General features: G+C 63.1%; 19 protein-coding genes. 6 read left to right on the top strand and 13 right to left on the bottom strand.

Annotated features, from left to right (window positions below; all coding sequences use genetic code 11):
- Positions 1–264: 264 nt before the first annotated feature.
- Positions 265–2,046, top strand: coding sequence for a ClpXP protease specificity-enhancing factor SspB (locus tag OCL97_RS08660; RefSeq protein WP_377369381.1), 1,782 nt, complete (start codon positions 265–267; stop codon positions 2,044–2,046).
- Positions 2,047–2,277: 231 nt separating this feature from the next.
- On the opposite strand, the gene OCL97_RS08655 is transcribed toward OCL97_RS08660, so the two are convergent.
- The 3 genes from OCL97_RS08655 to OCL97_RS08645 form a co-directional block, all read right to left on the bottom strand.
- The gene (locus OCL97_RS08655; RefSeq protein WP_377369455.1) at positions 2,278–3,135 is read right to left on the bottom strand and encodes a phage exclusion protein Lit family protein; all 858 of its coding nucleotides are present in this window, start codon (positions 3,133–3,135) and stop codon (positions 2,278–2,280) included.
- A 153-nt stretch (positions 3,136–3,288) separates the two neighbouring features.
- The gene (locus tag OCL97_RS08650; RefSeq protein ID WP_377369379.1) at positions 3,289–4,032 is read right to left on the bottom strand and encodes an HNH endonuclease; all 744 of its coding nucleotides are present in this window, start codon (positions 4,030–4,032) and stop codon (positions 3,289–3,291) included.
- A 196-nt stretch (positions 4,033–4,228) separates the two neighbouring features.
- Positions 4,229–4,951, bottom strand: a complete 723-nt coding sequence (locus OCL97_RS08645) for an SOS response-associated peptidase family protein (protein ID WP_377369377.1) — start codon at positions 4,949–4,951, stop codon at positions 4,229–4,231.
- A gap of 63 nt (positions 4,952–5,014) precedes the next feature.
- Here OCL97_RS08645 and OCL97_RS08640 point away from each other — a divergent pair, with 63 nt between their 5' ends.
- The 3 genes from OCL97_RS08640 to OCL97_RS08630 all read left to right on the top strand — a co-directional run bounded on the left by OCL97_RS08640 (position 5,015) and on the right by OCL97_RS08630 (position 8,529).
- The gene (locus tag OCL97_RS08640) at positions 5,015–6,169 is read left to right on the top strand and encodes a recombinase family protein (RefSeq protein ID WP_377369375.1); all 1,155 of its coding nucleotides are present in this window, start codon (positions 5,015–5,017) and stop codon (positions 6,167–6,169) included.
- Entirely contained in the window at positions 6,136–7,962 is a 1,827-nt protein-coding gene (locus OCL97_RS08635; protein WP_377369373.1) for a DUF2239 family protein, read from the top strand. The genes OCL97_RS08640 and OCL97_RS08635 overlap by 34 nt, the downstream gene beginning before the upstream one ends.
- Before the next feature lie 333 nt (positions 7,963–8,295).
- Positions 8,296–8,529 carry a type II toxin-antitoxin system Phd/YefM family antitoxin gene (locus OCL97_RS08630; RefSeq protein ID WP_377369371.1) on the top strand — a complete coding sequence of 78 codons (234 nt, stop codon included), beginning with the start codon at positions 8,296–8,298 and terminating at the stop codon, positions 8,527–8,529.
- A 432-nt stretch (positions 8,530–8,961) separates the two neighbouring features.
- Here the strand turns inward: OCL97_RS08630 and OCL97_RS08625 are convergent, their stop codons facing one another.
- A complete protein-coding gene (locus tag OCL97_RS08625) occupies positions 8,962–9,186 on the bottom strand; it encodes a hypothetical protein (RefSeq protein ID WP_377369369.1) in 225 nt (74 codons plus the stop codon).
- A 276-nt stretch (positions 9,187–9,462) separates the two neighbouring features.
- Between OCL97_RS08625 and OCL97_RS08620 the strand changes: the two genes are divergently transcribed.
- Entirely contained in the window at positions 9,463–9,927 is a 465-nt protein-coding gene (locus OCL97_RS08620; RefSeq protein ID WP_377369367.1) for a hypothetical protein, read from the top strand.
- Here OCL97_RS08620 and OCL97_RS08615 read toward each other — a convergent pair.
- On the bottom strand, positions 9,924–11,324 hold the full coding sequence (locus OCL97_RS08615; protein ID WP_377369365.1) for a hypothetical protein: 1,401 nt from the start codon (positions 11,322–11,324) through the stop codon (positions 9,924–9,926). The two genes, OCL97_RS08620 and OCL97_RS08615, sit on opposite strands and share 4 nt — an antisense overlap.
- A 77-nt stretch (positions 11,325–11,401) precedes the next feature.
- Between OCL97_RS08615 and OCL97_RS08610 the strand changes: the two genes are divergently transcribed.
- Entirely contained in the window at positions 11,402–12,367 is a 966-nt protein-coding gene (locus OCL97_RS08610; RefSeq protein ID WP_377369363.1) for an HNH endonuclease, read from the top strand.
- An 80-nt stretch (positions 12,368–12,447) separates the two neighbouring features.
- Here OCL97_RS08610 and OCL97_RS08605 read toward each other — a convergent pair whose 3' ends face one another.
- From OCL97_RS08605 to OCL97_RS08570, 8 genes are all read right to left on the bottom strand, one after another.
- On the bottom strand, positions 12,448–13,287 hold the full coding sequence (locus OCL97_RS08605) for an ion transporter (RefSeq protein ID WP_377369360.1): 840 nt from the start codon (positions 13,285–13,287) through the stop codon (positions 12,448–12,450).
- Between the two features lie 31 nt (positions 13,288–13,318).
- Positions 13,319–14,260, bottom strand: coding sequence for a TonB family protein (locus OCL97_RS08600; protein ID WP_377369358.1), 942 nt, complete (start codon positions 14,258–14,260; stop codon positions 13,319–13,321).
- Positions 14,247–15,389, bottom strand: coding sequence for a His-Xaa-Ser system radical SAM maturase HxsC (hxsC, locus tag OCL97_RS08595; protein ID WP_377369356.1), 1,143 nt, complete (start codon positions 15,387–15,389; stop codon positions 14,247–14,249). Before hxsC ends, OCL97_RS08600 begins: the two co-directional genes overlap by 14 nt.
- Positions 15,386–16,804 (bottom strand): His-Xaa-Ser system radical SAM maturase HxsB, encoded by a 1,419-nt coding sequence (gene hxsB, locus OCL97_RS08590; RefSeq protein WP_377369354.1) that lies wholly within the window; start codon positions 16,802–16,804, stop codon positions 15,386–15,388. The genes hxsC and hxsB overlap by 4 nt, the downstream gene beginning before the upstream one ends.
- Before the next feature lie 342 nt (positions 16,805–17,146).
- Positions 17,147–18,136 carry a hypothetical protein gene (locus OCL97_RS08585; RefSeq protein WP_377369352.1) on the bottom strand — a complete coding sequence of 330 codons (990 nt, stop codon included), beginning with the start codon at positions 18,134–18,136 and terminating at the stop codon, positions 17,147–17,149.
- The gene (locus tag OCL97_RS08580) at positions 18,133–19,407 is read right to left on the bottom strand and encodes a hypothetical protein (RefSeq protein WP_377369350.1); all 1,275 of its coding nucleotides are present in this window, start codon (positions 19,405–19,407) and stop codon (positions 18,133–18,135) included. Before OCL97_RS08580 ends, OCL97_RS08585 begins: the two co-directional genes overlap by 4 nt.
- Position 19,408: 1 nt before the next feature.
- Positions 19,409–20,149 (bottom strand): hypothetical protein, encoded by a 741-nt coding sequence (locus tag OCL97_RS08575; RefSeq protein WP_377369348.1) that lies wholly within the window; start codon positions 20,147–20,149, stop codon positions 19,409–19,411.
- Between the two features lie 74 nt (positions 20,150–20,223).
- The gene (locus tag OCL97_RS08570) at positions 20,224–21,636 is read right to left on the bottom strand and encodes a hypothetical protein (protein ID WP_377369346.1); all 1,413 of its coding nucleotides are present in this window, start codon (positions 21,634–21,636) and stop codon (positions 20,224–20,226) included.
- Positions 21,637–21,731 lie beyond the last annotated feature (95 nt).

Here is a 21,731-nt window from a genome sequence, read left to right as displayed (position 1 = left end):
CGCGACGAACATCCGTCAGGCGAAGAGCCTGACCCACGGTCTGGAGACGATCTATCAGATCGCATGAAGCACAGCTGATGCTCGCGGAACGATGGATTTAAGAGTCGAAAAGAAGGCAAAGTAGACTGAGACCAAACTTAATTATACACCTTCCCGATCCGAGTGACACGATCGCTTTCGTCATGCCTCCGGACCTCCTGGTACGGCGACGAGACTACGAGTAGCCGACGCGTAATTCGTCTAACCACCGCGGAGCCAGTCACTATGGTCACGCCCAAGGCTAGCGACGCTGCTGGCAGAGCGCAGGTCAAGCGCAAGCGCAATCCGAAGATCGGGCCGCCACCGATTAGAACCATCCGTCTCAAGCTGGCGAACAAGCGGAGAGATGGAGAGGGCGTAGGCAAGGCGATCGTCTTTTCGATCGACGCTAAACACCCCGGCGTCATTCTGCCCGCACCGTTGAGCGGCAGCGAAGCAGCAAAGCTCAATTTCGTTCTCCAGCATCAATTCGCCGACCTTCGCGATGATGCTGACGCCTTCAGAGTCCGGCTTTCTGTCAAGGGCGAGTGGGACGAGCTGGTCGTTCCGTACAGCGCGCTAATCGACTTCTACGAGCGAGCGGACGTGCAACCGATCGCCGAAGGGGCGCCGTTCTCTTCTGCCGACATACCGCTCGAACCGCAGGCCATCCGAAGCGCGTTGGAGACCAAGTCGAAGGTCGGGCCGAGCGACACCCTTGGGATCCAACTGAACTTTCCGGCGGAACGGGCGACGTTCCAACCCGCAGCTCGGGCCACGGGCGCGTTCGAACTGATCATCGACAACAACTATTGGGACCTAGTGGTCGATGAGACGCAGTTCGCAATCACGGTAGAGGGGCCGCAAGGACGCCAGCGCATCACCGTACCGTATGACGCTGTCGAAGAAGCTTTCGCCTTCAGCTATCTCGGCGAAAGCGGCCTGGAACCACTGGGACTGGAAGTTGTCACCATCAACAAGGACGAGCTAGGAAAAGCTGAATCCCAGCTGCGGACAGGGTTGGTGGAGGCGCTGATCGGCATCAAGCCATCGCTGGCCATCGCCGTGTTCCTGACCGCCGCTACCTTGGCGGTTGCTTCAAGTGCGCTGATCCTCGTGGCCGCGTACGATCATAAAGTACCCGCGACGCATATCGCGTTCTTCTCATACATCAGTCCCCAACTCATGGCGGCGTTCAAAGCTGGCCATATTCCGCTCAGCACCTTTCTGACAGACAAGGCCATCCTGGGTGGGCTTAGCGCATTGTGGTCGGCGTTGCTGGCAGTCACGGCCCTGTCTCTTGTCTTGCCGATGCACGATCCAAAGCCGATGCATATGCAGGCGGGCATAAGGGGTTTCTTCTTCGCTTACGTCATCGTCCTGCTGATCTACGGCGGCTTCACGATCAGCTTCCGGTACTTGCCAGGCGTGTTGAGAATCCTCTGGATCATCGTGGTCTATGCGCTCGGCGAAAGGCTCAAGCGCGCCTACCCGCCGAAGCGGATGGGAGCGGAACATTTTTCCCAGATGGTCGACGGGCTTTTCGCGATAGCTGCCAGCCTGATCATCGCCCAAGGCATCGACAAGACGTATGACCAGGCGCTGTCCGGACCAGCCTACGTCCTCATCTACTTCCTCATCATGCTCGTCTTTGGCCGGTGGATGGTACGGGGAATGTTGATGCAGCAAATGGCCCGCGCCGACATGATGGCGCCGAACATTGAGCTTCCGGAGGGAGGGGGGCCGCGCTGGCGTCAAGCAGGCAATGCAGCGGTTGGGATTCTCTCCCAGTTCCGGCGCAGGCGCGAGCGGCTCGTGATGCTTTCGTTCGAAGAGCTGCTCGGCGAGTATAAGCGGCAGCTTCATGGGGAAGAGCGAAAGCTGTTTGCGAACGCCAGCCTGCGGGACGCGACGCCTGGAATGGTCGGGCTGCTATTTGCCGCGATGCTCGTCTGGAGCGTCCTCGTGATGTTTGCGATCTGGGGGGCGGCCAATATCGACCTTTATATCCTTGGCGTCGGTCGCTGATCGGGATGCGGTTGGCCAGCTGACGGAGCGCGGGAGCGCGACGCGGACGAATGACTACGAGAGGGATGACAGGCCTTTGACAATGATCTCGTTCTTGAAGGGGGCATTCATTACGCCACGTCGGCGACTAACCTAAGGCCCAACTAGAGTCGATCCAGTCCTGTGAGCTCAATGGCCGAACGTCCGGAATGTGGCTCGGTCCCAATGTCGGATCGTGGCGCGCAGCGGCCGCTAGCGTTCAAGCTGGGACCAGGCCGCGGCGACAGTGGCGAAGGCCTCCTCAGTGTCTTCGGTGTCGGGCAGCGGTGTGCTGGGATCGAAAAACGCCTTGAGAACGTACGACGTCATTTCGAACGAGGGGCTCTCGCTCTTCAAATCGAACAGCGCCGAGGCGCGGTTAAGACGCTCACTTGCGTGAGGATGTGTCGTCGACCCGCGGCGAACACGATCAATCAAGCCCAGCCAGGCGATGGCGCAGGCGACGCCGAATGTACGAAATTCGATGTGCTCTGGGGGGCAGTTCTGAAGCAGCCAATGGTTAGCGAACGCATCAGCATCCACCTCTTGCTGTTTCCGTTCGTCCGCGCTTACATTCTCAGAATGCTCAAGCTTAAGGTGGCCAATTTCGTGGAGCAACGCCCAGGCGCTAGCGAACAGGAACAGGTTATTCGCGGCTTTGCTGGCGACATCCTTGGCCTTGGTGTCGGGAGGAACTAGGTCATCGGGCCACTCCGCCGCCTGATCGCGGATCAAGGCGTCGGCCGCTCCGACTAGTTTCCACGCTTCAATAACCGTGGGTGCGTTGGCGGAAATTACACTCTCGGATCGCCGCAACGCCTGCGCGCCAGCGTCAGCGAACAGAAGCGCAGCCCGACACGCTGACCACAGGCTGAGGAGCCCGCTAAAGGAGCCTCGCACAATGTTGTCTTTCGCGTCGGCCCAGAAGTTTACCGGTCCATCCCAAAGCTCGAGCCCGGCAAAGCCGGAGCCCAGATAGCCGGCAAGTTCGTTTTGGCGCTCTGGCGCAGCGTGGAAGAGGACTCCTCCGAGCGGAGGGTCGAATGCGCGGATCAATGGTTCGGCTTTCATCAGCACCGAATAGCCAGATACGGGCGCTGAATGTCCAGTATCCGGAGGTGAGCCAATGTCTGCTCGTGGCGCTTCCCGGACATAACCCCGCGGCGTCGCACCGCTCCAACAGAGCCTTGGGCGATATCGGAATTGGAACGGTTTCTCCGCGATCTAGGAGAGTGGAGTTGCGCTGCCCAGGATGACAGCTTTGGCTTCCGCCAAACCGACCCACTCCCGCTTGAGAGCGATCAAGCGGTGCAGAAGCCGGTGGCAGGTGGCGCAGAGAAGGGCGACATCGGAGAGCTTCGTCGGGCCTTCCCCAGCCGTTGCGATTGGGACGATATGGTGAGCTTCGAAGGCCGCCGCGCGCAGCTCGGGGGACAATCCGGCGTGAGCCTCTCCGCAGACATCGCAGTGCAGGGCATCGCCCTGCCGCTTCTTCAAGAGCGCTTTGCGCAAACCCGCGCTCCGCTCGCGCCGAATGTGGCTTTGGGTGAGTAAACGACCCTCGTAGAACTCGAAGTCCTCAGCCTCATCGACCTGCCGTGATGCGGTCTCCAGGTTGGCGACGATTCCGGCGCGGATGAGCGTGGCGAGTCGAGTGACTTCGGCGGGATTGGCGCCAAGTTCGTCCCAGATTTCGCGGTCCATTCGCGAGACGTTGCCAAGGCCCTTTCCGGTCTCACGGCTCCGGAGGTTCTGCACCTTGAAAGCGGCTCCGTCGGGATTGCGGAACGTCGGCTTACGCGCCGCTTCGCCGTGATAGGGCAGGGCGCGCAGCGTCTGGGACAGGGCCATGATCTGGGGGTCTTTAGCGCTCGGGCTTTTGCCTGCCAGTGCGAAGTAGGCCTCAAGGGCCAGGATGGTTTCATCACGGTTCCAGTTGGGGTTCCCGTGCCCATGTGTGACCGCCATCGCTTCCCCAGACCTTGTCGCAGCTCACCGTAGCGCGGTCTGGTCGGCTGCGTCGATTGCACGGCGCCACTGTCGCAGTCGGCTATGACCGTCGCGCCCTATGCTGAACCCGAAGCGCGATCGCAGATAGGCCCCCGACTGCCGGGCCCCCCCCTGTGCCCGGCATCCGACACATGAGTAGGCACCAGGTGAGGTCTCAATCGGTGGCCTCGAGTTCCCGCGGTCGCGGCTTGAGCACGAAATCACCGTGCGGCTCAGGATCTTCAAGCAGCGCCTTGCCGCCGCCGTCGAGCTTCAGCCAATCCATCCCCTGCTGCAGCGTCAGGACGCGGGTCTGACGGCTGTGCAGCGGCTTTCCAGTGTCTGCCTGAGGCGTCGAGAACAACGGACCCGGCGGGCCGGTGACGAAGGTGAAGCTGGTGAGTGGGCCGTCATGGTCGGCCGGATGGGCCGTGTCCCATAGTCCCGCGAAGAACCTCACCCGGTCCCTCTCATGTGCCGGCGCCCAGCTGATCTCCCAGCGGCGTTTGGGCTCGCCCTTCTTCCAGCCCGGCGGCTCGTCGTATTCGATGAAGCTGGAGAAGGGGATTAGCGCGCGGCGGCGCTTGTAGGGCTCGCGGAAGGCCGCGGTTGTGTCCACGGTCTCAAGTCGGGCGTTCGTGCACATCGCCTTCCAGGCCGACAGGGGCCCCTTGTGGAAGAACGGCACTAACCACCATCGGGCCTCCAGACCCTCGACCCCGGCCATGGGATCGGCCGGATCGACGGCGCGGATCATCGTGGCGCGGTTAGTGGGTTTGAACGGCCGATCCAGCGGCCTGTTGGGCTCGGCGTCGGCCCAGTTGATCGGAACGTTCAGTTCCGAGAACTGCCAGTCATAGTCGCCGCGGCGGACCCGGAGCTGATATTCGTTGCACATTGCCTGAGTAAGGCGCGGCGTGGCGGCTCAGGCAAGCCTGCCGTCAGCCAGGAGGCCAGCGTCATGGCCGATCCGATCCGAGCCGCTCAGTACCTCCGGATGTCGACGGACGACCAGGTCTATTCGATCGAGAACCAGCGCTCGGCGATCGCCCGCTATGCCAGCGAGCGCGGCTTCGAGATCGTGTGCTCTTACGTCGATGCGGGCAGAAGCGGCCTGACTCTGACCGGTCGCCCAGGGCTGCAAGCGCTGCTCTCCGACGCCCGAGGACCTGCGCCCGACTTCCGGGCCATCCTGGTGTTCGACGTCAGCCGCTGGGGCCGTTTCCAGGATATCGACCAGGGGGCCCACTACGAGTTCCTGTGCCGGAAAGCCGGGATGGCGGTCGAGTATTGCGCCGATCCCTTCGACAATGACGGCGGCCTCGAGGGCGTGCTCATCAAAGAGCTTAAGCGGGCCATGGCCGCAGAGCTCAGCCGGGACATGTCGATGAGGCTCCGGATCGCCAAACGCACCGTGGCGAGGAAGGGCTATCTGGCCAGCGGGTCGGCGGTCTATGGCCTGCGCCGCCATGTCGTCGACCAGGCCGGCCGAGTGCACGGCGTCCTGGAAGCTGGGGAGCGAAAGGTCTCCAGCCGCTACCGGGTGATGCTGGCGCCCGGCCCCCCGTCGGAAGTCGCAACGGTGGCGCGGATCTTCCGGCTCTATGTTCTGACTGGCCTCCGCCCCGGCGGCATTGCGGCGCTGCTCAATGGTGAAGGTGTCACCGCTGTGGCCGGCCGTACCTGGAGCGCAGGGTGCGTCCGACGGGTGTTGCGCAATGACACCTATCTGGGCGTCCTCACTTTCGGCCGGCGATCGTGCCCACTCGGAGAACGCCCTGGCCCGATGCCTCAGGAAAGCTGGACGCAGGTTGAGGCGAGCTTCGAGCCACTCGTGTCACGAGATCTGTTTGCTGACGCCCAACGGCTGATGGATCGCTATCGGCGACTAAGTGACGAGGAAGCCCTGGCGCGCCTCGCGCGGGCGGTGTCGGCCTCCGTCCGAATGACCGGCGATCTCATCGACGCCAACCCGGACCTGCCTTGCGCGGCGGTCTATCGCAACCGGTTCGGCGGCCTCAAGAAGGCCTACGGCCTTATCGGCTATTCCCGGACGCGTAAGCCCGGCCAAGGGCCTGGTAGGTGGCCCCGGCTATCTTCACCGACCAGTCCGTGACGGGCTCGCCAATCCGGGCGGCGCAATACCTGCGCATGAGCCGGGACACGCAGCGGTATTCCCTGGAGAACCAGGAAGCCCAGATCGGCGCCTATGCCACTGAGCACGGCATTGAAATCGTGCGGACCTTTGCCGACGCCGGCAAGAGCGGTTTGCGACTGGAGGGCCGACCGTCGCTGCAGGCCTTGCTGGCCACTGTGCTTGCCGGGCAGGCCGACTTCGCGGTCATCCTCGTCCAGGACATTAGCCGCTGGGGCCGTTTCCAGGATTCCGACGAGGCCGCACACTACGAGTACATCTGTCGGGCGGCCGGGGTGGACGTCCGCTATTGCGCCGAGGCCTTCAGCAACGCTGCCACGCCGACCGGCTCCCTCCTGAAGGCGATGAAGCGTGTGATGGCGGCGGAGCACAGCCGTGAGCTCTCGCGTAAGTGCTTTGCCGGAGCTGCGCGACTATCGGCTTTAGGGTTTCGCCAAGGCGGGCCCGCCGGTTACGGCCTGCGCAGGTTGCTCGTCGATGAGAGCGGCCGGGCCAAGGCCATGCTGGCGGCTGGAGACCAGAAATACCTGGCGACTGATCGCGTGCTTCTGATCCTCGGTCCGCCCGAAGAGGTCGAGACGGTTCGCCGGATCTATCGGCTCTTCACCTATGAAGGCTGCGGCAAGCAGGCGATCGCCGATCGACTGAACCGCGAGGGAGTCCTGGGCGAGGCGGGTCGTCCGTGGCGCGCCTGGACGATCGCCCAGGTGCTTTCCAACGAGAAGTACACGGGAACGATGGTCTACGGCCGGGAAGCCCGCTGGCTTGGCGGGCGCAAGGTCATCCGCCCGCGGGCTGATCGTATTCGAGCCGACGGGGCTTTCGAGGCCATTGTGTCGCGAGAGTTGTTCATGGCCGCGCAGAAGGTCACCGAGGCCCAAGCCGTCCACGCGACGGACGCCCAACTGCTAGACCAGCTTGCCCGGCTCCATGCGCAGACAGGCGTCCTCACCGACAAGGTCGTCAACGATGCGCCGGGTGTCGCAAGCACAAACACCTACATCCGCCGGTTTGGCGGCCTGCGAGAGGCCTATCGAAGGATCGGCTATGTCCCCACCCGGTCCAGCCGGCAGGGATGCCCTCATATTCCAGAGCGCGAGATTTTATCCGGGTATATTGACGGCGACCGTGAGAGCGGCGAGAAGCAAGCCGCATCATCCCTTCAGGACCCTGTTGTCATGTTCACTGCGTTCGCCGGCGAGAAACGCATCGCCTCCGGCGACCTGCCGACAGTCGCATTGGCCGTGAAGACCGCCGTCGATGCGGGGGTCGAACGGAATATCGTTTTCGATGATGCGACCGGCAGGACCGTGGACCTGGACCTCCGCGGCACGCCGGATGAGGTAAAGGCGCGCTATGCGGCGCCCAAGCCAGAGGACGCGGCGTCTGGCGACGAGGCCGCCAAGCCCGGTCGTGGCCGACCCAAGCTCGGCGTGACGGCCCGTGAAGTGACACTGTTGCCGCGGCACTGGGACTGGCTGTCTGGACAGCCCGGAGGCGCGTCAGCAGCCCTGAGGCGTCTGGTTGAGGCGGCGCGCCGGGAAGGCGCCGAGGCTGACGCAGCGCGACGGGCCCAGGAAGGCGCCTACCGGGTCATGTCGACGCTGGCGGGAAACCTGCCCAACTTCGAGGAGGCCACGAGAGCGTTCTTCGCTGGGGACCAGAAGCAGTTTCATAAGCTCTGCGAGGGCTGGCCGCGCGATGTGCGGGAATATGTCGGCGGTCTGGTTGACGCGATCGGGCATGCCGACTGACAGGTCAGCGCACCGCTATAACCGGCGGTCCTCAGCTCAAGGCGATTGCCTGGCGCTGGCTGCGGCCAGAAGAGCTTGCGCAGATCTCATCCAAACGGGGGTAAGCGTGTGACTGACCGCGGCGTGGTTCGGGTGTTGGCCGGTCTGTGTGTCGTCTTGGCGATGATCTGCATAGGCCTGGCGTTTGCCTATGGGCGCAAGGTTGAGCAGGTGCGCTGCTATGCTGAGGCGGCAGAGGTTGGTCTCACCCCGCCCGAAAATTGCGACCCTCCGCGCTAGGCTCCCGCCGACCCATGGGAGCGCCGTCGCTGTCGATAGAAGACTGGAGAGGCCATGGAGGTTCTAACTTTTTCCGATCTGCAGGCCCGGCTTGAGGAAGTTTTGGAGCGTGTTGTGACGGGGCGCGCCCCTGTGCTGGTGACCCGCAAGGAGGGGGAGGCGGTGGTATTGGTGTCGCTGGCTGAATTCGAAGCTGGTGACGCGACACGCCACCTGATGGCTAGCCGGGCGAACGCCGAGCGTCTCGCCGAGGCGATCGCGCAACTGAGGGCGGGTGAAGCGGACTAGCCGGAAAAGTGGGTGCTGACCTAGGCGCCTCCGGTCTCACGCTAGGGCATGAGCGCGGGGATCAGGGCCGCGACAGCGCCACCAACGAGAAGCAGAACCACAATGATTGGGACAGCGATGACCCCCCGACCGGTGGCGTGCGCCTCGAGCCATCCGCCGACTTTGAGGGAGACGGAGTCGGGCGCGGCGGAGCGCTGGATCTGAGACTTGGGCATGAGTTGAACATATCAAACGATCGCCAAACACGCATCCAAAACTGTATGTTTCATACAGTCACTGCGTCCGCTTTTGTCGCCAGCTGTGCTGGTCCGCGGAGTGGCGACTGAGCTGAGGCAAACCTTCATCCCTTCTACCCAGGGGTTCGGACCTTGGTCTCCAAGGCCGCAAGTGGGAGTCGCCGGACTTCAGGCGCAGATGGTCGTCATTGCAGTGTCAGCCTGGCGCGGGCGGCGCCACTTGCCGCAAGACCTTCCAGTGGGCCCGGCCCCCTCGTGGCTCCACCTCAAACCAAGCGCTGTCGCCCTCAAAGGCTGGGACTTCGTGCGGCTCGAAGAACTTGTGCTGACGCGATCGGCTGCCGGACTTGATCATGAAATAGAGCGTCTTGCCGGTGCGGTCGGTTCGCCGCTCGATCTTACGGACTTGGGTGGCGCTCATGGTGACCTCCGGCCAAGTCCTTGGTCCAACTGATCGCGGTGGTCGAGGGGAGTGTTCCGTATTTGTTCGGAAACTCTGCAGGCTGTCGCTCGGCTCATTGCGAGGCAGTTTCGACCACCTCGTGGGGGCCAGCACCGCGAGCGCTAGACTTTCACGAACGTTCAATGGAAGCGTAGTTCGCAGCTGCGGGTCTCCAGACCGGAAAGACGCGACATTTTGCAGCCACTCGACCTCACAACAGCCGAGGGGAAGATCCTCGCTGATTTGCGCGCTCACATGAGCGAATTGCAGAGTCTCACCCGCGCTCCAGTCGAAGCGGTTGAGGACGGGATCCGAGTGCTCGTTGAACTACGACAAGCGACGTACGAGGACCTGAACCAAATCCAGCACGAATACGCGGCGCTGTGCGCTGTCCATTGGCTGATCGCACAGCGGCGTGTGCCTGGGGGCACCATCTGGCAGTGGAATCCGCGCCAAACCGGCGACGCCGGCGAACCGGACATCCGGGGCGTATTGGAGAATAAAGTGATCATTTCCGGCGAGGTGACGACGTCGCTCAAGCCCAAGGGTACCATCGACCGCCGCATGGCCCTCACTCTGAGAAAGTTGGCGGACATGCAAGGAGAGCGGTTCTACTTCGTCCTTTCACGAGAGATGGCCAATCGGGCGCGCACAAAGGCTTCCAAAGCGCAGTACGATCTTGAGGTAGTGCAGTTGCCGAGCGCCCGACTTGCCACTTAATCCTCCCCGGCTGCGGTCCCTCGGCGCTCTTCCACATCCGCAATCAGCCCCCGATCTCGGCGCCATTCGTAGGGGCTTTGGCTGTGCGCGTTTCCCGCTTCCTCATCGATCCGCCAGAGCTGTAGCTCAATTGCTCGCGGGTAGTACCAACTGGGTTCCGTCGGCCGCGCGGCCGCTCGCGCCTCGTCGAAATCGACCTTCGCGTAGCGTGCGGAGATATCCAAGAAGGTCGGAGATAACAGCGCGTCGAGTTCGGCCAGCCGACGACGGACCCATGCGACCATGGTGTCGAGACGCTCGCTTTCCTCGGCAGACGGCTGCTCGGCGTGCTCAAGCACGGCGCACAGCCGCGCCCGCTCCTGAAGCTTGTCAGCGATCAGTTCGACGAACCTCTCGCGGCGTTCTTCGCGTTGCTCGAACGCCTTCACACGCTCTTGGCGACGTTGCGCCGCCTCGGCCTCCATCCGGGCGATTTCGGCTTTGCGCCGGTTATCTTTGATGAGCGCGGCGCGGGCGATGCAGGCGGCTAGGAAGTCGCCGCTCATGTCTGCAAGCGAGCGCGTCGCTGTCTCGCTGAAGGTGCTCCGCAATCCCGAAGCGCCGTGGACTTCGATGACGAGTGACAGCTTGCCAGATGGGCTGTGATCGTACTTCGGCCAGGGCGTCCAACTCGCACTGTAGATGTGACCCCACTTCGCCTTCTCGGCAAGTTGGGCGCTCGTCGGTGTGTGTGGCGTACGCTCTGGCTTCTCTTCGATGCGAAACGCAATTTCCTCCTCATCCACGATGAAGATGGCCCGCTCCTCCTTGCGGTCAAGCCGTGCGCCTTGCGTCTCTGCGAAGCGAAGAAACTGGCCGAGCCAGTCGAGCATGCGTTCGATCGACTGAGGACCAACGACGACGGGCAATACGCCGCGCCCCTCGGCGTGCACGAAGCCCCTTCCATCCGGTTTTGCGCGCACCAAGGCCTTGCGGGTGGGCAAGAGCTTCGGATGCTCGGCCGAGCTATCCGAGAGCTCGCACTCTGCGAATTGGGGCGCGTCGTCTGCGATCGCTGACGGCGGAACCTCGACCGCTTTCTGTTCTGGCGACTTTGGGACGACGGCAGCAAGCCGCTCTTTCGCCTCTGTTAGAGCCGCGACCACCAACGGCGGAAGCGGCGCACCTTCGAAAGCGACTTCTTCGAGTGATGAGTGTTTGACCTGCCGCAGTGTTGGGCGCGGGAAAACCCGGCCGGCGTGTACTTGCGCCCAATATCCACGGCTTGGGAGGGGAATGTCATGACGCCCACAGATCTTGCGCAGCCCGTTGTCGCTCAGCCCAAACTCAGCGGCGACTTTGCTTACGGGCGCGGCCCAAACCTTCTCGAACAGTTCCTGTCTTGAGATCCTAGTCATTGGAGCCACTCTCGAAAATGGTGGTGCGTTGGTCGCGGCGCCCTAACCTAGAGCGAGGTGATCAGAGGGAAATTCAAATGCTGGTTAGGGATCTGCCAGCCCCGGTCACGGCCTCCAAAGCCGACTGGCTGCCCGGCGCGACCTGGCTGGGCTTCACACCATCGGATGGGTCGCTGCAAGCGCGGGCGCGATGCCAGGCCACGATCAAGAAGCAGTTCGGAAGCGGATATGTCCTTGAGTACATAACTGCCAACTTCGGGCAGCCGAATCCTGGGTTCGAAGCCGATGTCGACTATCTGCGAGAACGTGAAGAGCACAGGCATATCGGCGGTCGCCTTCTCGCAATCCACAGGCTGCAACCGAACTTCAAGCCGCTGCGCGATCTGATTGGGTCTGATGAGTACGCGCGGATCCAAGATATGTGGTCACAGGGAGCAGACCGCATTCGATGGTCGGTCGCGTTTCCCATCGTTGAGAGCTTCGAAATCGAAGGCCGACCTTCGGCGCGACAGGTGTTTGGCGAGGCGGGCTACAGACGCCTATACGCGCACCCATCAAAGACCCTGCGTCCGCTGAAAGACGAGGAGCGCCACTCGCTAGGCGAACTCAGCATCATCCGAAGGGAGGTCCAGAACGCATGGATCGCGCTTGAGGACGAATTCGCGGCCGCCGATAGAAGTGAGATCGATCCGAAAACCCTAACCGATATCGGCGACGACCTTTCTGATCAGGCGCTCGAAGGTTTCACAGCTGAGCAACGGGCCAAAATTAGACGGCGGGCAGCTTGGCTTGCTGAGGGGTTCGTTCGGCGTCGAAGGGAGGCTGGAACGCTCTCCTGCGATCACTGCCGCTTCGATCCAATATCGCTAATCGGGCAGCACAATATCACGCCGCGGAGCCTGCTCGATGTTCATCACAAGCATCCGATCTCACTGGGGACGCGATACAGCCGAATTGCCGATTTCTCCTTGCTCTGCCCAACCTGCCACCGGCTAGAGCACAGGCTACTGGCCGTGAACTCATCCCTGTTCCCCGGGGACTAATACGCCGAGCGCGGCGTGAGGGCGGGCCGATTCTAGCGACGCGAATATGCTCAAACCGGGTATTGCTTTCTGGCCGCCGCTCAACGCGGGTTGGGGGTCGGCGCGGAACTCTCTTTGTGGGCATCCAGCGCTACGCGATGGCGCTGAACCGCATCGCTGAAGGCCGCGGCGAGTATTCCTGTGGGCATTGCGATCAAGCCGATGCTGGAGATGGCGGCGATCGACGCCAGCAGCTTGCCGAGCGGCGTGATCGGATAGACGTCGCCATAGCCAATGGTGGTCATAGTGGCTACCGACCACCAGAGCGCCCTAGGTATGCTTCCAAACTTGTCGGGCTGAATGGCGCCCTCTGCCAGATAGAGCGCCGTCGCCGACACAAGCATCAACAGCAGGCCGGCGAACAGGCTGAGCAGAAGCTCGTCGCGCCGTGATGTGAGCGCCTCCAGCAGGTGCCCCATGGCGCGCGACATCCGTCCGAGTTTGGCCAGGCGAAGGATCCGCCCGAGGCGAACCAGCCGAAGCAGGAATGCGCTAGAACCGCCCGCCACGGCAAGCGAGGCCAACACTGCCACCAGGTCAATCAGGGCGGCCGGCGAAATGAGGAACCGAAGGCGTTCGCGCCAGGCAGGGCCTTCAGGGTTGCGTTCGGGAGCAGTCCACAGGCGAACCGCGTATTCGAGGGCAAAGAGCACGCCAAATATCAGTTCGGCCGTAGCGAAGGCTCGCCCGTTGTTGGGAAGAAGCGTGGGCTCAGTTTCGGCGATCGCCAGGCCGGTAGCCAGGAGGATCAAGATCACCAGTACAAGGTTGAGCGGCGAGAGGCCCGTCGAGCGCGCCCTCGGATCGAGGGCGGTGTGTAGGCGTCGCCGAACGCTCCCACGGGCTTGGGAGGCCGGCGCATCTGTCTGGCTGGTGGTCATCGGCTCGACGATCTTCTTTGGGGGCGCGCGGTCAAAGAGGAATGGCGAAGGCGATCGGCAGCGAGATCTTGGCTCCAACGTCGCCGGCCACCAGTTGCAGGCGGAACAGGTTGGCGAGTTTGAGCGCCGCCTCGCCGAACCCCATGTCAGACGGCGACTCCGATTCAAGGACGCAGGCATCCAGACTTCCGTCGGCCGCCACGACGCAGGTCACCACCGCCTCGCCGGCGACGCCCATCCGCTGCGCGCGGTCGGGGTAGTATCGGGCCATTTCTTGGGAACTCGGCCGCCGCATCCAGACTGGATGGGTCACGCGCGCGGCTGGTCGAGAGGGCATCGCGATCTCCACGCCAAGCGCCTGGAGCGTCTCCAAGTCCATTGCACCGCTGGGCGGGAGACGGTTGGCGGCCTGGAAGCGGGTCAGCGCATCCTTGGTCTGGGCACCTAGCTTCCCGTCAACGGGGCCTGGCCTAAATCCGCGCACCACCAGGGCGATCTGCACCTTGGTGATCATGTTGGCGAGCTCATCAGCGCCGAGGCGTTGGGCTGCGGTGGTTGAAGCCGCGGCCGGTCTGCTGGAGCTGTCGAAATACGGCGCGATAGGCGTAGCGGGGACCGGCTTGCGGGCCGGTGGCCTGGGGGCTGGTGCGCGAATGATAGGCGCCGGGGCCACATAGCCGCCGGACCCCGAGAAATGGGAGGGGCGGCTGCTATGGCCACCGCTACCGCTATAATGGCTGCTGTGGCTCCGATGACTGCTGTGACTTGAATGGGAGCGGTGGGCTGCGAACAGCAGCAAGCGCTCGCGCTCGGCCGGATCCCGGAAGAGCAGCAGGTCTTTCTGGATCTCTGGCGGGTCGAACACCCCCTGATCCCGATGGTCTATCAGGTCGGTTGCGGCAGCGTTGTCGGCCCCAAGCGCGAAGGGGCTGGCCGCGCCAAACAGCAGAATTAGGTGCTCACGCCAGTTCATCGGCGAGGTCCTCTCTATGAAGCGGTTGGACCGCACGGCTACGCCAGGCGACCCCGGCTGAGGCGAAGAAGCCCGCGCAATGATCCTTCACCACGCAGGCCTCGCACTCGGCGGGATAGTTGTTCTTCCACTCCGAGATCGATTGGCGGGCGAAGGGCCAAAGCTCGCGGGGCAGGGCGCAGAGGGGGAGGTTGTACACCGACACCGCAACCCCACGGTTGGCGAGGTGGAAGACGGCGGCGCGCAGTTGGGTCTGGTAGTCGACGGGGTCGATCCAGAGCTGATCGCGGTTGCGCTTGGCGAAGCCCATCGGCTCCAAACCCATAAGGGCGACGTGCCGCACGAAGGGCAGGCGGCGATAGATGAAGGCGGCGAGCTGCGGCAGGCGCGGGATGGTCAGGGCATGCAGCACCACCCTGATTTCGACCTGGGCGCCGTTCACCGCCAACTCATAGAGGCCATCGAGGGTCTCATCGAAGGCGCCCGGCGCCACCACGACCTGGTCATGGATCTGAGGGACGTCAGCGTAGAGGGGCACCGCCCAAGTGGTGCGAGAACCGCCGGCCGCGACCCAGTCCGCGGCCGCCGGCGTATCGCGAAATAGCCGACCGTTGGTGAGCACGTGCAGGGCGGTGTCAGGCAGATAGTCTCCGCAAGCCCGAAGGACCTCCGACAAACTGTCGCCCAGAAGAGTGGGCTCGCCCCCGGTGACGCCGAGCTGGGCCACATCCCGGTCGATCAGCGGAATGGTCTGCAGCAGCTCTGCGACGCGCCAGCTGTCGTCGTCGTCTCGCGGAGGCTGAGAACACATCAGGCAGAGGCTGTTGCAGCGCTCGGTGACGAACAGCGCATTGGCGCGTGCGCCGCGGCGCCAAAGAACCGAGACCAGACTGCTGCCCTCCCGGACCCGCACCACATCGCCGGCGGCCAACACCTGCGCGTCGCGCATCGAGGTGATCGAAACCTCTGCGGCGCCTCCGCCGGTCCATCCATAACCGTCGGCCACCAGTCGCCAGTCAGCCGCCAAGTCGCTGGCCGCGGCTTCGTCAATCGACATCAGCTTGAGGATGCGGACGCCATGCACCCCGGTGAGCTTGGCATGGGTGCTGAGGGCAAGACCGCGGGTCATTGTTCGACGAACCCCGCCTCGACGATGTCCTCCCGCGGGCGGTTCAGCGCCCAGGCTGTGAAGGTGCGCATAGTCTCAGGATCACCCTCTGCGATGTGCCCGAAGAGGATCTTAAAGAGGCCCATGTGCTTGGCGCAGAACTCGCTGGTCGCACGATCCCCGATCGGGTCACCTTGGGCGGCGGCGTGATAAACGGGGTCAGCCCCGCAGAAGGGCACAAAGGCGCAGTCGCGACACCCCGGCAAGGTCTCGGCGATCGACCCTTGGGCCAACCACCGCATGGCTGGAGACGTCAGCAGAGCCTCTAGGGTGTCATCGACCCTACCGAGCGCGAAGCGGGTGTCGCCGGTCTCGGCGGCCATTCGTGCCTCGTCCGCCGGATAGACCTGACCATCATAGTTGTAGACCAGCACACCAAGGCCCGCGCCGGCCGGCGACCTCAGGTCCACATAGCCAGTGTGGAAGGGCGACAGGATGTGCCGCAGGAGGATGGAGGCGTAGGTCTCCACCATGGTCTCTCCCTGGCGGTTTAGCTCCAGGAGATAGGCCAGGGCCTCGGCGTAGAACGACACGAAGTCCGACATCTCGTAGCCGATCGCCCGGCGGGTCTTGCGGGCAAACCCATAGGGACTGATCGGGCGCAGGAAGATCGAGCCGAAGCCCAGATCCCGGTAGGTGTCGATTACCTCACGGGGATTGGCGAGGGCGGCCTTGGTGAGGGTCGGCATCGCCGCCACGCCTTGATAGCCCAGTATGCTCCTGGCGCGCTCCAGGCCGGCAATGGTGCGGGTCCAGCTGTCGCGAGTGGGGTTGGGTCGTTGGCGGTCATGCAGGGCTGCAGGGCCATCGATCGAGGTGGAGATGTGGATCTCGTGGTCTCGGCAGAAGGCCAGCTCTTCGTCGCCAAGATGGTGCAGAGTTGAGACCATGGAGAACCGCAGCTGGCGACCGTGGAGGTCATTGCGGGCTTCCGCCTCAAGGACGATCTGGCGCACCAGGTCGAAGCGTAGCGCCGGCTCGCCGCCCTGGAATTCGATCGTCAACGCATGGGCTGGAGACTCAAAAACTCGGTCCAGCGCAGCGTTCGCATGCTCCCAGGACATGTCGTAGCCCTTGGCGTCGAGCGCGGCGCGCGAGACCTGGCAGTAGCCGCAGGCATGGTCGCAGCGCAGGGTCACCACAAAGATATGCAGGCTTGGCCCCTCGAGGGCGAAAGCCTTGCGCGTGCGGGCGACAGCGCGTTCCAGGCCCGTGCCGCCACGTTCGGGGCGGACAATGAAGTTGCGGGCCAACAGATCGAAATACCGCGGATGGTCCTCCGGGAGCGTTCCGGCGATCAGTCCGGCGTGATCGGGGGGCGACAGCAGTGCAAATTCACCAGCTACGTTCGTGACGAGCAGGGTCGGTGACGCCAACGCAAGGTCTATGGATCGGAACACGTTTCCCCCCGGAAGCGCCCACTATGCGCTAGCTGCGGACACTCGCAACCAAAAGTGGTCGTCGCTTACGTCCTGTGGGACGCTAAGGTTCTCGCGCCCATGCGCAGACGAAGATGCCGGCGTCACCGCCGCCTCAGCCAGTCGACCAGACGACCCGCAAGGGACCGCGAGGGGGAGGGGGCAGAGAGTTCCTCATTCCCAGGAACGGTATTCATCACTGGACGCGGCCGGTGCGGCGGACTATCGGCCGCCGGCATAGTGGCGCTCCGGTGGACCGCCCGCCTCAACCGCAGCAGTTCGCTCTCCAGCTCTGGCAACCTACTTCCTCAGCGACTTGTAGAAATGCCCTTCGACGGTGAGGAGCAGCGTTTTGAAGAGTTCCTTCTGGCCCGCTCCTGTCCGGTCTCGTGCGATTACGACGAAGCGGCACTCCTTTTCGCGGCCGCGCTCAAAGAGCGGTGAGGTCAAGGCTATGAATTGCGATCGGCTGACGGGGCCGCTGAGGAGTTGGGATGGGATCGGTAGTTCATTGCGATCCAGCTTTCTGGACGGTGGCGCGACGTCGCGCACACGGAGTGTGCCGCTGCCAAGGAGCTCGATGTCAAAGAGGTACTGAATTTCACCGGCCTCGGTGACCCAGCACGGCGGATACTCTCCACCCTTGCCCATGCGCGCCAGTTCCTTGCGGTATCGAGTGACTTGCCCTCGTAAGGTTGAGTTCTCGCGCAGGGTGCGTTCGGCGTCCTTGAGCATCTCGGTCGCCTGGGGGCGATCGACGCCGGCGTCCTTCGCAGCCTCGGCCAAGCCCACCGCCTCTGGAACGAGGTCGAACAGCTTATCGGACTTGGTTTGCGGCGAGAGTTTCTTGGTTTCGGCCTCAAGACGCGCGCCCAGTGCCGCCAATTCGCGGGTGCGATCCTTGGGGTCGGAGGTGTCCTTGAGGGCGGCTGCGAGCTGGGCGTTCTCTCGCAGCACACGCTCCTTTTCCACCAAGGCTGCGCGTTGCCGGGCGACCTCGGCCATCTGCTCTCGTGCGAGCACAACCTCACGTATGAAGGACTCTGGCGCCCGACCGTCCGCCAATCCCTGTAACACTTCAGCTCTGTTTTGCGCCTGGCGCAGCTGCGAGGTCATGTTCAACAACCGCGCACCGAGTGACGCGATGCTGTGATCTTTTTGCGAGAGCAGGGCGCCCAAGGCCAGCATCAAGGCGAAAAGAATGAGGAGCATCGCCTCGGCGACCGTCAGGCCTAGGAGGACGCCCTTCTTGTACTGCGCTCGTTGGCGAGCCTGCTCTCCAAGGTTCATTTCGCGTCCAGACGCGCGATGATCCAGCCTGCGAGTTCCGCCAACTCACGGCGAACCCGCTGCACCGCCTCGCTGGAGCCGGAGAACTCAGAATTCAAACTGGTGAGGGCGGCAGCCGCACGTTGCGCCGATTGGTCAATCTCAGACAGCGACGCGTTGGCGCGTTGGGCCAGTTGATCTGATGCGTGAGCCAAGGCGTCCATGGCGTCTTTGTTGTGCCGGACCTGCTCGTCGGCGATCTTCCCAAATTGGTCGCTATACGCAAAGGCCGCGTCGGCGGCCGAGCGCGAGGCCTGGTCCAACCGAACGAATGAATCCGCGCTCTCACCTATGGCGGAGGAGGCTTGGCTGAGCTTCTGGGAGGTCGCGTCGAGAGATGCTGCCGACTGATCGAAGACAGCGAGAGACTCCGATAGGGCTGAAAGCGCCGTCAGGCCCTTTGCCAGTCGCTTCTGCTCACCCTCGAAGGTCGCTGCGAATTCTGAAACTCGAGACTGCAGAGCATCAAACGCCGGGCGAATGCCGTCCTCAAGCATGTCGGAATCGGCACGGACGGCTCCAATGCGCTCACTCAGCGCCTCAACCACCTCAGCAAGTTTCTGCAACGACCCGTCGAATGCGCCAGCCCGCTGCTCGAAGGAACTCGCCGTGCCTTCAAATCGCCGGCCCATGTCGTCGGCCGCGCTCTCAAATCGCCCCACGGTGTTTGTCAGGGTCTCAAGGGTCGACTTGCTCGTCGCTTCGGAAACCTCCTGCAGAGCTTGCTTCGCGCCCACCGCAAAGCTCTGCATCTCCGCAAGCGACTGGTCCAAACCGCCCCTGAGGGCCCTGACGGACTCGGCGAGCGCCGTCTTCGCCTCGTACTCCAGGTCGTCTGGGTCTTCCCGGAACTGGCTGAGGAAAACGCGAAGCCCCAGCCCAACGATGGTGGTCGCAATCGCAATCCCAAAGTTTCGAAGAATGGCGTCTGCGGCATTCTCGGCGGTGGAGAACCGAAATAGCGCGACGCCCAGGCTGGTCAGAGTGAAAAGCAGGCCGAGATAGTAGGAGTTGTCGGCCGCCTGGTCGGGCCTCAAGCGCACGGCAGGGACCAGGCTGGTTGAGAGAGCGTACCCGAAGAGCAGCACTGTGCAGATGATTACGGCGAGCAGTTTGGGCACATGAAATGCGTCGAACGACACGATCAGAAGAGCGCCAGCCACAAAGAGCGCGAAGAACAGCCACTTGTCTGCGTGCGCGCGCAGCGTCGCCCAGTATGAATTGGAGGTCATGCTAACCTTCGACCGGAATGGCTTTGAAATCACTGGCGCCTTGGGCGGCGAACCAGCGCGCCCAAAAGTCGATGTGGTTGATCCCCTGCACGGAGGCGCCGTCGTCTCGCCTTAGGTAGAGAACGATAACGTCGACATCGGTCAGGTCGGAGGTGGCCCGGGCAAATTGTGGCGAGGCCTTGTAGTCGTCGAAATCAGGAAGCGAACCGTACTGAGATCCGGCCGGGCCGTGTTCGAGCATATCCGAGACAACCACCAGCCTACGCGGAGCCTCGTCCGGCAGATCTGAAGCTTGGAAGGTTGATACGGAGGCTGCCTGTATCGCCTCCATTATGGGCGAGCCGGCGGCGGGCGCCTTGTTCAAGAGGGAGCTCAGCGTCGCGGCGACCGCCGGTTTGAAGGTGCCATCATACTTTTGGCTCGCCAGCTTTTTGTTGCCAGTCAGCGCGCTGGTCTCAGCCGCAGCAGCTGGCCGACACATCGAGAATGCCGGTGTTAAGGGGTTCGCGCCCGGTGATATCTCGAAGACGGCGAGACGTTCATTCGCCTTCAGCTGCCGATCGATCTTGTTCAGCCGATTGATGATCGCAGTTCGCTGAACGCTGCTGATGCTATCGGTTGCGTCAATGAGGACCACGGTCACGGCGGACGGGCCGGTCGTGGCGCATAGTGTCGAGGCGTCGATGCGGGTTGCGCGACTGGTCGCCACCGCGGCCGCGCCGAGGCCGCCCAGCACCAGCAAGACAATGAGGCCCGCGCCAACCCATGGGAGCCAACTCCGCTTCTGGGTGGAGCGCCGAGGACGGGGTCTACGGCTCAAGTCGTCGGTTCCTTGCTCGACCACTCGGAGAGAGTGGGAAGTTTGTCGGCGGCTTCATCTCTTGCCGTGGCGATCCGTCGGATTGCGTCGCTGAGTAGCCCGTCAACCTCGTTGGCGTTAATCGACGGCGGAATGGGGGGGAGGCTGACCGTTGAGAGCTTCAGGGCTACCGGAGCGTCGAACCGTACCGGTGATGGGGAAGTCCGCGCGCGTTGATTTGCCTCACGATACCGGGTGATAAGGTCCTCAGCCGCGGCGCCAAGGGTCGCCTCGTACACCTTTAAGTCTTCGGCCAGCGCCGCGGCGCGTTGCGCCAGTTCGGGCCGCCGACTGGCGTTGGTTTCTGCCCGCTTCAGTGCGTCCTTCAGCCTGGCGATCGCGTCATCGGCGATCTCATCCAGCTGATAGAGAGCGTCATCTCGCTCCGCCTCAAAAGCGGCGGCAGCTGAGACTTTCGCATTGAAGTGGCTGGTGAACCCGGGGTGGGGATCATGCCAAATGAACGCGTCGATCGCGCCCAGAATGGCTGCGGCGAAGCCGGCGGCAAAGAGAACCCAGGACGTGATGTCGTTCAGTTCGAAGGTGGCGTGGAGCACGCGGTCCAACGCCATCTTGCCCGCGTCGGCTGAGAAGGCGAGGCCGAGGCTGTCGCGCCAATGGGCAACAGCCAGATTGAGAAAGAACGCCCAGCCGAACGCTAGGCCAAGGCCGGCCAGTCCGATGACCTTAGCCGATACGTTTTGGCGGGTGATTTGGCGCCCAATCATGAACACCAGGAAGAACACGCCACCGATGTTGAGTAGGGGGACGGCGATCACCTTGAGCGCCGCGCCAGCAAGGCCGAATTCGTCGCCAGCAGCGAAGGTCCCGATATTGATCGCAAGTTCGATAGCCGCGGCGACTACGAGGATTAGGATGCGGACGCCAAAGCTTTTTGGCTGCTTTGGAGGCCGGTCTAGACCCTCGCGGGTCTTGAAGGACTCCAATGCGCGGGACGCGTCGCGGTGCTGTTCGAAGGACGCTTTGAGGGTGTCCAACCTCGACCTGGCGCTTTGCTCCAACTGAGAGACAATGCTGTGTGGCTCGCCGACAAGGGTCTCTAGGTCCGTGGCGGAGGTCAGCGAGGCTGCGCGGGTTGAATAGCTTTCGTGGGCCGCCCGCGCGCCTTGAACGGCCTCATCCCAGTAGCTGCGAAACCGTCCGAGGATTTCGTTCTCAGCGGCCGTCGCGCGATTGCTCGTGGATGAAGGCACTTCAGCGCGGCCGTCCCGCTCGCCGAGCGCCTCAAGCTTCATCTCCTCGGCGATCAACTCGACATTGACGTCGCGGAAGATGGTGGTACCGGGCAGGTAGTCGTGTTTTGCCCTGAATAGGCGGTCGATTAGCGTACGCTTAGATTCTCGTGCCATTCAGTCCCCCAAGAGACGTTCGCACAACCCACGCGAGGTATGCAAGATTGACGTGTGAATTTGGCGCTCGCTCGCTAATGTAGCTGTGAGCGGCT

Source organism: Phenylobacterium ferrooxidans, assembly GCF_042714595.1.
GTDB lineage: Bacteria > Pseudomonadota > Alphaproteobacteria > Caulobacterales > Caulobacteraceae > Phenylobacterium > Phenylobacterium ferrooxidans.
Note: the sequence above shows the minus strand (reverse complement) of the source record. Positions and strands in the feature narration are given on the sequence as shown.

What these genes read in the sequence shown, in the direction of transcription:
- OCL97_RS08660 (WP_377369381.1), top strand. Translation starts at nt 265, where the DNA reads ATGGTCACGCCCAAGGCTAGCGACGCTGCTGGCAGAGCGCAGGTCAAG.
- OCL97_RS08655 (WP_377369455.1), bottom strand. Translation starts at nt 3,135, where the DNA reads ATGAAAGCCGAACCATTGATCCGCGCATTCGACCCTCCGCTCGGAGGA.
- OCL97_RS08650 (WP_377369379.1), bottom strand. Translation starts at nt 4,032, where the DNA reads ATGGCGGTCACACATGGGCACGGGAACCCCAACTGGAACCGTGATGAA.
- OCL97_RS08645 (WP_377369377.1), bottom strand. Translation starts at nt 4,951, where the DNA reads ATGTGCAACGAATATCAGCTCCGGGTCCGCCGCGGCGACTATGACTGG.
- OCL97_RS08640 (WP_377369375.1), top strand. Translation starts at nt 5,015, where the DNA reads ATGGCCGATCCGATCCGAGCCGCTCAGTACCTCCGGATGTCGACGGAC.
- OCL97_RS08630 (WP_377369371.1), top strand. Translation starts at nt 8,296, where the DNA reads ATGGAGGTTCTAACTTTTTCCGATCTGCAGGCCCGGCTTGAGGAAGTT.
- OCL97_RS08625 (WP_377369369.1), bottom strand. Translation starts at nt 9,186, where the DNA reads ATGAGCGCCACCCAAGTCCGTAAGATCGAGCGGCGAACCGACCGCACC.
- OCL97_RS08620 (WP_377369367.1), top strand. Translation starts at nt 9,463, where the DNA reads ATGAGCGAATTGCAGAGTCTCACCCGCGCTCCAGTCGAAGCGGTTGAG.
- OCL97_RS08615 (WP_377369365.1), bottom strand. Translation starts at nt 11,324, where the DNA reads ATGACTAGGATCTCAAGACAGGAACTGTTCGAGAAGGTTTGGGCCGCG.
- OCL97_RS08610 (WP_377369363.1), top strand. Translation starts at nt 11,402, where the DNA reads ATGCTGGTTAGGGATCTGCCAGCCCCGGTCACGGCCTCCAAAGCCGAC.
- OCL97_RS08605 (WP_377369360.1), bottom strand. Translation starts at nt 13,287, where the DNA reads ATGACCACCAGCCAGACAGATGCGCCGGCCTCCCAAGCCCGTGGGAGC.
- OCL97_RS08600 (WP_377369358.1), bottom strand. Translation starts at nt 14,260, where the DNA reads ATGAACTGGCGTGAGCACCTAATTCTGCTGTTTGGCGCGGCCAGCCCC.
- hxsC (WP_377369356.1), bottom strand. Translation starts at nt 15,389, where the DNA reads ATGACCCGCGGTCTTGCCCTCAGCACCCATGCCAAGCTCACCGGGGTG.
- OCL97_RS08585 (WP_377369352.1), bottom strand. Translation starts at nt 18,136, where the DNA reads ATGAACCTTGGAGAGCAGGCTCGCCAACGAGCGCAGTACAAGAAGGGC.
- OCL97_RS08580 (WP_377369350.1), bottom strand. Translation starts at nt 19,407, where the DNA reads ATGACCTCCAATTCATACTGGGCGACGCTGCGCGCGCACGCAGACAAG.
- OCL97_RS08570 (WP_377369346.1), bottom strand. Translation starts at nt 21,636, where the DNA reads ATGGCACGAGAATCTAAGCGTACGCTAATCGACCGCCTATTCAGGGCA.